At 71.2% G+C, this 7,237-nt stretch carries 9 protein-coding genes; 6 read left to right on the top strand and 3 right to left on the bottom strand.

Features of this window, described 5'->3' with window-relative positions; translation table 11 throughout:
* The coding region (locus AC1DO7_RS14600; protein WP_477116274.1) for a VOC family protein at nucleotides 1–253 on the bottom strand (253 nt) is incomplete at its 3' end.
* Nucleotides 254–359: 106 nt separating this feature from the next.
* On the bottom strand, nucleotides 360–1,058 hold the full coding sequence (locus AC1DO7_RS14595) for an SGNH/GDSL hydrolase family protein (RefSeq protein ID WP_441613419.1): 699 nt from the start codon (nucleotides 1,056–1,058) through the stop codon (nucleotides 360–362).
* Nucleotides 1,059–1,177: 119 nt separating this feature from the next.
* Between AC1DO7_RS14595 and AC1DO7_RS14590 the strand changes: the two genes are divergently transcribed.
* Together AC1DO7_RS14590 and AC1DO7_RS14585 are read left to right on the top strand one after the other, a co-directional pair.
* Nucleotides 1,178–1,648 (top strand): SRPBCC family protein, encoded by a 471-nt coding sequence (locus AC1DO7_RS14590; protein ID WP_441613420.1) that lies wholly within the window; start codon nucleotides 1,178–1,180, stop codon nucleotides 1,646–1,648.
* An 83-nt stretch (nucleotides 1,649–1,731) separates the two neighbouring features.
* Nucleotides 1,732–3,144 carry a DHA2 family efflux MFS transporter permease subunit gene (locus AC1DO7_RS14585; protein ID WP_477116275.1) on the top strand — a complete coding sequence of 471 codons (1,413 nt, stop codon included), beginning with the start codon at nucleotides 1,732–1,734 and terminating at the stop codon, nucleotides 3,142–3,144.
* A 30-nt stretch (nucleotides 3,145–3,174) separates the two neighbouring features.
* On the opposite strand, the gene AC1DO7_RS14580 is transcribed toward AC1DO7_RS14585, so the two are convergent.
* Nucleotides 3,175–3,444, bottom strand: coding sequence for an acyl-CoA-binding protein (locus tag AC1DO7_RS14580; RefSeq protein ID WP_441613421.1), 270 nt, complete (start codon nucleotides 3,442–3,444; stop codon nucleotides 3,175–3,177).
* Between the two features lie 195 nt (nucleotides 3,445–3,639).
* On the opposite strand from AC1DO7_RS14580, the gene tsaB reads away from it, so the two are divergent.
* The 4 genes from tsaB (at nucleotide 3,640) to AC1DO7_RS14560 (ending at nucleotide 7,187) form a co-directional block, all read left to right on the top strand.
* Nucleotides 3,640–4,410 (top strand): tRNA (adenosine(37)-N6)-threonylcarbamoyltransferase complex dimerization subunit type 1 TsaB, encoded by a 771-nt coding sequence (gene tsaB / locus AC1DO7_RS14575; RefSeq protein WP_441613422.1) that lies wholly within the window; start codon nucleotides 3,640–3,642, stop codon nucleotides 4,408–4,410.
* A gap of 80 nt (nucleotides 4,411–4,490) precedes the next feature.
* Nucleotides 4,491–4,976, top strand: coding sequence for a ribosomal protein S18-alanine N-acetyltransferase (gene rimI, locus AC1DO7_RS14570; protein ID WP_441613572.1), 486 nt, complete (start codon nucleotides 4,491–4,493; stop codon nucleotides 4,974–4,976).
* Nucleotides 4,973–5,911, top strand: a complete 939-nt coding sequence (locus AC1DO7_RS14565) for a uracil-DNA glycosylase (protein WP_441613423.1) — start codon at nucleotides 4,973–4,975, stop codon at nucleotides 5,909–5,911. The genes rimI and AC1DO7_RS14565 overlap by 4 nt, the downstream gene beginning before the upstream one ends.
* Nucleotides 5,892–7,187 (top strand): DUF1853 family protein, encoded by a 1,296-nt coding sequence (locus AC1DO7_RS14560; RefSeq protein WP_477116273.1) that lies wholly within the window; start codon nucleotides 5,892–5,894, stop codon nucleotides 7,185–7,187. Before AC1DO7_RS14565 ends, AC1DO7_RS14560 begins: the two co-directional genes overlap by 20 nt.
* Nucleotides 7,188–7,237 lie beyond the last annotated feature (50 nt).

Genomic DNA, 7,237 nt, shown 5'->3' with positions numbered 1-7,237 from the left:
CCTCCAGGTCGGTCACGACGAAGTCCAGTTGCGCCGGGGTCCATTGCCTGCGCGGGGTGCGGCTCGCGCTGCCACGGCTGCCGGGCCAGCTCGCGGCGCGGCCGCCCAGCAGGTAGATCGGCGCGCCGCCGCCCAGCATCTCCGCCACCGCGCCGCCGGACAGCGTGCGCGCCAGGCTCAGCCCCAGGCCTTGCTCGTAGAAGCCGATGCCCCGCGCGAGGTCGTCGACATCGAGTTGGATCAGCAATTGCATCGCAGTCTCCTGCCCGTGTTGGGGGCGTGATCGAGCCGCGATTGTGCGCCGGCGCTCCTGACATGTACTGTCAGGAGTGTTGCATCGGGCGCCCCCCCGGGACACTTCAGGCGCGCAGCGGCGCCAGCAGGTTGTGAACCACCGGCGCCAGCGCGTCGCCGAGCGCCAGGTGGGCGCCGGCATCCAGGTGCACCCCGTCCACCGCGCTGCTGCGGATCACCCTGCCGGTATCGAACCACTTGCAGCCGCGCGTGTTGCAGACTTCCGCGAAGGCTTGCGTCAGCCCCGCGCATTTGTGCTCGCCGCCGGCGAACTTGGGCGCCAGCGGCCCGCACGGCGTGGTGATCGCGGGGGGCACCAGCACCAGTACGGGCGGTGTCGGCATGCCCGGCTCGATGGGCGCGGCGCGGATGGCGTCGACCAGGGCGCCGACGCCTTGCGCGGCGTGCCAGGCGTTGTGCGCATGCATGGACTGGAAATCGTTGCTGCCCAGCATCAGGATCACCAGCGCCAGCGGCGAATGCATCTCGATGCGCTGGGCCAGGCCCTGGATGCCGTTGCGCCCGGGCTTGAAGGGATCGTCCCAGACCGTGCGGCGGCCATTGAGGCAGTCTTCCAGCACGCGGACCGGCCGCTGGCCGGCGGAGCCGTTGAGGGCAAGCTCGAGCCGGCCGGGCCAGCGCACCGGCCAGGCCAGGCGGCGGCGCGTTCCCGGCACGATGCCCCACGACAGCGAATCGGCATACACCAGGACCTGCAGCGGATCGACGGCGTCGATGGCGGGTTCGATGATGGGTTGGTTCATGGATGGGCTCCGGAGGCGGCGGGGTCGGGGGCGAGGATGTGCGGGAGGGGGAAGTTTTGCTGTAGACCTTGACGCGGAGCCTTCATAATATCGGCTAACGATAGATCGGGAGAGGAAAGTTGCGTTTCGAGCACCTTGTGGAGATCAACGATCCACACAATATCCAGTTGGACACGCTGACGCCGGATCAGCTATGGCAAGGGCTGGTGCTGCGTACCAGCGAGCCCGAGTTGTTCGTCTTGGGCCTGGACCGTGCCGAGATCGTGGAGCGGGGTGAGGACTACGTCGTGCGGGTGCTGCACTTCGGCAAGGCTTCGATCCGCGATCGGGTGGTTTTCGCGCCGCGCCGCCAGGTGCGCTACGAGACCGCGGCCACCGCCGACCACGCCGGCGGCTCCCTGACCATGGCGATCGAGACGCCGGGACCCGGTGCGCTGCTGCTGCGCTTTGTCTACGAAACCACCATGCCGGCGGTGGACGCGAGCGGCGACGACCGTTACGCCGAGATCGTCAAGTCGGCCTATCACGAGGCTGATATCGACACCGTACGCAAGATCCGCGAACTGGCTGCCACCGGGCGCCTGGGGTGAGCGCGCAGCCCTCGCCACCCGCCGCGGGCGGACCTTCGGGCGGCTCGGCGGGCGAGCCGGCCGGCGGGCCGACGCGGGCCACGCTGCGCGCACGCTATGGGGACCGGCTGCGCTGGCTGGTGCTGATGACGCTGATGCTGGGCACGGTTTCGTCGATCATCTCGTCGACCATCGTCAATGTGGCCGTGCCCGCCCTGAGCAAGCATTTCTTGCTGGGGCAGGAGCGCGCGCAGTGGGTGGCGGCCAGCTTCATGATCGCCATGACGCTGTCGATGCTGCTCACCCCATGGCTGCTCAACCGCTACGGCCTGCGCCGCACCTTTGTGGGCAGCCTGCTGCTGCTGGGCACCGGTGGCCTGGTCGGCGGCTTCTCGCCGTCCTACGAAGTGATGATCGCCATGCGGGTGGCCGAGGGCATTGCCGCGGGCATCCTGCAGCCGCTGCCCAATATCCTCRTCCTGCGGGTATTCGAGGAGCGCGAGCAGGGCCGCGCGGTCAGCCTGTTCGGCTTCGGCGTGGTGCTGGCGCCGGCGCTGGGCCCGAGCGTGGGCGGCTTCCTGGTGGAGGCCTTCGGCTGGCGCTCGATCTTCTTCGTGGTGGTGCCGCTGACGCTGATCGGCCTGTTCATGGCGCGCCGCTTCATGGCGGTGGACTCGGCCATGATGGGCGAGCGCAAGCCGCTCGACTGGCAGGGCCTGGGCCTGGCCGGCATTGGCACGGTGAGCTTGCTCAACGGCCTGGTGCAGCTGCGCGAAAGCATGGCGGCGGGCCTGGCGCTGGCGGGCTTCGGGGTGCTGCTGCTGGTGGTCTTCGTGCTGTGGCAGCTGCGCGCGCAGCATCCGCTGATGAACATGCGCTTGTACAGCTACCGCCAGTTCGCCGCCGGCGCGGTGGTCGCCTTCATCTACGGAGCGGGGCTGTTCGGCTCGACCTACCTGCTGCCGGTCTACATGCAGATGGCGCTGGCCTATTCGCCGTCGCGGGCCGGCCTGGTGCTGCTGCCGGCCGGCCTGGCGCTGGCCCTCACCATCGCCGCCTCGGGGCGGCTGATCAACCGCGTCGCGCCGCACCGGCAGGTGTCGTTCGGGCTTGCGCTGCTGGCGGCGTCTTTCCTGCTGATGGCCCTGGGCTCGCAGGCCACGCCTTACCTGTTGCTGGTGGCGTGGGCGGTGCTGGGGCGCATCGGGCTGGGTTGCATCCTGCCGTCGCTGACGCTGGGCGCCATGCGCGGCGTGGATTACTCGCTGATCGCGCAGGGCTCGAGCTGCATCAACTTCCTGCGGCAGCTGGGCGGCGCCATCGGGGTGAGCCTGGCGGGCGTAGGACTGCAATGGCGGCTGGCGGCGCAGGGCGCGGTGCTGGGCCCGGAGGGCGATCCCGCGGCGCGCATCCGCGCCTTCGACGAGACCTTTCTGGCGGTGGGCCTGGTGATTGCCACGGCCATCCTGGCGGCCTGGCGCATCCGCCCGCGGCAACTGCCGGCCGCGCCGGGCTAGCGGGGCCGGGGCGCCAGCCCCGGCCCGCACTCAGGCGGTGGCGCCGCTGCGCAGTTCTTCGACCAGCGCGATGTATTTTTCCATCGCCTCTTCCTGGCTGGTGCCCTTGAGGGTTTCCCAGGCCTCGAACTTGTAGCGGCCGACGAAATCGGTCATGCCGGGCTTGTCGCCATGGGCATCGCCCTCGCTGCCTTGCTTGAACAGCGCGTAGAGGCGCAGCAGGGTCATATTGCTGGGGCGCTCGGCCAGTTGCTTGACGTCGAGCTGGGCTTGGGCGAAGCGTGCCTGCAGGTCGCTCATGGGGTTCTCCTGGATGATTTCTGGGGCGAGGGGCCGGGAGCAGCCCCGGGACAGCGCGATGATATCTCCCGGCACCGTGCGTTTGAGCCGAAAGAAACCGAAGAAGCCTTCGGTCCGGCCGCCGCGCGGGCGATCCCGGCAGATCGGCCACCGCGCAAGTTCAGCTTTTGAGGTCGCAACGGATACAATCTCGCCATGTCCTGGATTCTTGCTGTTGAAACCTCCACCGAGTGGTGCTCCGTCGCGCTCGGGCGCATTGCCGATGGCGGCGCCCTGGAGTGCCTGGTGCGTCATGAACATACCGGCCCGCGCTCGTCTTCGCGCGTGCTGCCGGCCGCCGGCGAACTGCTGGCCGAGGCCGGCATTGCCCTGGCTGACTGCGCAGCGATCGCCTTCGGCGCCGGGCCTGGCTCCTTTACCGGCCTGCGCACCGCCTGCGGCGTGGCCCAGGGCCTGGCCTTTGGCGCCGGCCTGCCGGTCGTGCCCGTCAATTCGCTGATGGCCTGCGCCGAACGCGTGCGCCTGGGCGGCGCGGGGCTGCCCGCCTTGCCGCCCGGCATCCCGGTGCTGGTGGCGCTGGATGCCCGCATGGATGAAGCCTACGCAGGTGCGTTCCGCTGGGACGATGCCGCGCAGCAATGGCAGCCCGTCACTGAAATGCAGGTGTGCGCGCCGGAAGCGGTGAGCCTGCCGCCCGCGCCGTTCTGGCTGGCCGGCAACGCCGCCGCCGTGTTCGGCGAGCGCCTTGCCGCCGCGGCGCTGGCGCAGCACAGCGTGCCCGACGCGCTGCCCGCTGCGCCGGCGCTGGTATCGATCGCCCTGCGCGCGCTGGCGCGCAACGCAACTGTCGCGCCGGAGGATGCCATGCCGATCTATCTGCGCGACAAGGTCGCCCAGACCATTGCCGAGCGCCAGGCCATCGCCGAGCAGCGTGCCGCGCTGGCCGCCGCGGGAGAGCGGCCGTGAGCGCGCGCCGCAGCGAGCCCGCCGCCGAGGTCGCCGCGCAGCCGGCGCCGGCCGCCGCCGCATGGCCGGAAGTGCCGGTGATGCCGTCGCTGGGCGCCGGCTGGGTGATCGGGCGCATGAGCGCGCTCGACGTAGAGGCGGTGGCGCAGATCGAGGCGCGCGCCTACAGCCATCCGTGGACGCGCGGCAATTTCGAGAATTCCGTCAAGGCCGGCCATCTCGGCATGACCCTGCGCGACCCGGCCGGCGTGTTGATCGCCTACGCCGTGCTGATGCCGGTCGTCGACGAGATGCACCTGCTCAACATCACCGTGGACCCGGTGCATCAGCGCAACGGGCTAGGCCGGCTGATGCTGGCCGCCGCCCTGGCCACGGCGCACGCGCATCACCTGCACACCATGCTGCTGGAAGTGCGGCCCTCCAATACCGGCGCGATCGAGTTGTACCGGCAGGCGGGCTTTGCCGAAATCGGGCGGCGCAAGGGCTATTACCCCGCGGCCGGACAGGTCCGCGAGGATGCCCTGGTGCTGCGCCGCGCATGGTCGCCCTCGGAGGCCCAGCCATGAGCCGGCGCGCCAGGTTCCTCGAGGTACTCGGCATCGGCGAGGAGTGGGTGCTGCGCCGCGCGCCGGCCGCGGCGCAGGAGGCGTTGGTGGAGGCCGATGCGGATCTGGCGGCGCCGCCTGCCGCCGTCGTGGCGGACATGGCGGCCGAAGCCATCGTCCAGGGGGCGCCCGCTGCCAGTGCGGAGGCGCCCCGTGCCCTGGCGGAGCCTGCCGTCGGGCCGCGGGCCGTAGCGCCGCAGCCGGAGGCGGAACCGGTGATGGAGCCGGTGATGGAGCCGGAACCCACGCCGGAGCCGGCGACGGCCTTCGCGCCGGTGCCGGCGCTGCCGTCGGCGCCCGGCGCCGATGCGCGCGCCGCCGCCATCGCCGGGCTCGACTGGGCAGCGCTGGCGGCGCGCGTCTCGGCTTGCACCGACTGCGGCCTGTGCGGCCATCGTACCCAGACCGTATTCGGCGTCGGCGACCGCCAGGCCGAATGGATGCTGGTGGGCGAAGCCCCCGGCGAGAACGAGGACAAGCAGGGCGAGCCCTTCGTCGGCCAGGCCGGCAAGCTGCTCGACAATATGCTGGGCGCGCTCGGCCTGGCGCGCGGGCGCAATGTCTTCATTGCCAATGTGCTGAAATGCCGCCCGCCCGGCAACCGCAATCCCGAGCCGGACGAAGTGGCGCAGTGCGAGCCCTATCTGCGCCGCCAGATCGCGCTGGTGCAGCCCAAGCTGATCGTGGTGCTCGGGCGTTTCGCGGCGCAGTCGCTGCTGCGTACCACCACGCCGATCGGCAAGCTGCGCGGCAGTGTCCACAGCTACGAGGGCATTCCGGTGGTGGTGACCTATCACCCGGCCTACCTGTTGCGCACGCTGACCGACAAGGCGCGTGCCTGGGAAGACCTTTGCCTGGCCCGCGAGGTGCATGCCCGTGCGGGAGCCAAGGCCTGACRCCGCGCTGAGCCCCGGCGGCGCCATCGAGATGGCGTCGCTGTGGCGCCATGCCGTCTCGCAGCGCCTGCGCGAACTGGCGTGGTGCTCGCTGTCGCCGCCGTTGCTGGCGTTCCTGCCGGCCGGCCATGTGGGCGGCGGGACCGATGGGAGCGATGGGGCCGATGGGGCCATCAACGGTCACGTCAATGGCAGCATCAACGGCAACTTCAACGGAAATCTCAGCGTCGGCGGCGCTCTCGGCGGTGTCCCCGACGGCAGTCCGGGCAGCATCGTCCAGGGCGCCAGCGCGGATACGCCGGCCGCGCATATCGCCGCTGGCCTGGCGCACTGGCCTGATGGCGCGCTGGCCGCCTGGCAGCGCTGGCTGCTGTGCGCCGATCCGGCCTCGCTGCCGCTGACCATCGCCGAACTGGCGGCGGGCCGCGAGCATCCGCGCGCGCGTGGCCCCGCGCATGCGCCCAGCCTGCGGCTGGGCCGCCATGCCGAGCGCCTGCTCCAGTTCACGCTCGAACACACTGCCGGCCTGGAACTGCTGGCGGCCAACCTGCCGGTACGCCGCGCCGCCGCGCACGGTGTGCAGACGCTGGGCGAACTCGACTTCGTCTGGCGCGATACGCGCAGCGGGGCGACCGTCCATTGGGAAATGGCGGCCAAGTTCTACCTGCTGGTCGGGCCGGACGCCTCGGCGGGGCACGGCGACGCCGCACCGCCGCGCCTGCATCATTTCGTCGGTCCCAACCTGGTGGACAGGCTGGGCGACAAGCTCGGCCATCTGGTCCACCGTCAGTTGCCGCTGTCGCGCGCGCCCGAGGCGCTGGCGCTGCTGGGGCGCACCGTGGACCGCAGCGAGGTCTACCTGCTTGGCTGGCTGTTCTACCGCAACGGCGTCGTCCCCGCCGGGGTGCGCGACCTCGGCATTGCGCCGGATCACCTGCATGGCTGGTGGTCCGCCTTGCAGGACTGGTCGGCGTGGGCCGCCACGCGCACGGGCTCGCGCTGGTATCGCCTGCCGCGCTCGGCCTGGATGGCGCCGGCCATGGTCGCCCAGGCCCACACGGAGCCGCTCGAGGCCGTGCGCGAAGCGCTGGCGCAACGCTTTGCCGAAACCCAGCACGACAAGGTCTGGCGGCGCGAGGCGCCGGTGATGCTGTGCGAACTGGAACCTGCCGGAGCGAGCGCGCCAGGGCTGTGGCGCGAGTGCTCGCGCGGCTTCGTGGTGCCGCCGGGCTGGGAGGAGCGGGCGCGGCAACGCGTTGCAGCCTTGCCGGAATAGCCGCCCGCGGCCGCGCCGCGGGGCGACGGCCGTCAGTGGTGTTAGTGGTG

The organism is Cupriavidus sp. 05N40, assembly GCF_056397305.1.
The sequence above is the reverse complement of the archived record's forward strand: the minus strand, read 5'-3'. Positions and strand labels throughout refer to the sequence as shown.

Excerpts from the sequence above, each read along its gene's own strand:
- AC1DO7_RS14580 (WP_441613421.1), bottom strand. The coding sequence starts at position 3,444 with ATGAGCGACCTGCAGGCACGCTTCGCCCAAGCCCAGCTCGACGTCAAG.
- AC1DO7_RS14565 (WP_441613423.1), top strand. The coding sequence starts at position 4,973 with ATGAGCCGGCGCGCCAGGTTCCTCGAGGTACTCGGCATCGGCGAGGAG.
- rimI (WP_441613572.1), top strand. The coding sequence starts at position 4,491 with ATGCCGTCGCTGGGCGCCGGCTGGGTGATCGGGCGCATGAGCGCGCTC.
- tsaB (WP_441613422.1), top strand. The coding sequence starts at position 3,640 with ATGTCCTGGATTCTTGCTGTTGAAACCTCCACCGAGTGGTGCTCCGTC.
- AC1DO7_RS14595 (WP_441613419.1), bottom strand. The coding sequence starts at position 1,058 with ATGAACCAACCCATCATCGAACCCGCCATCGACGCCGTCGATCCGCTG.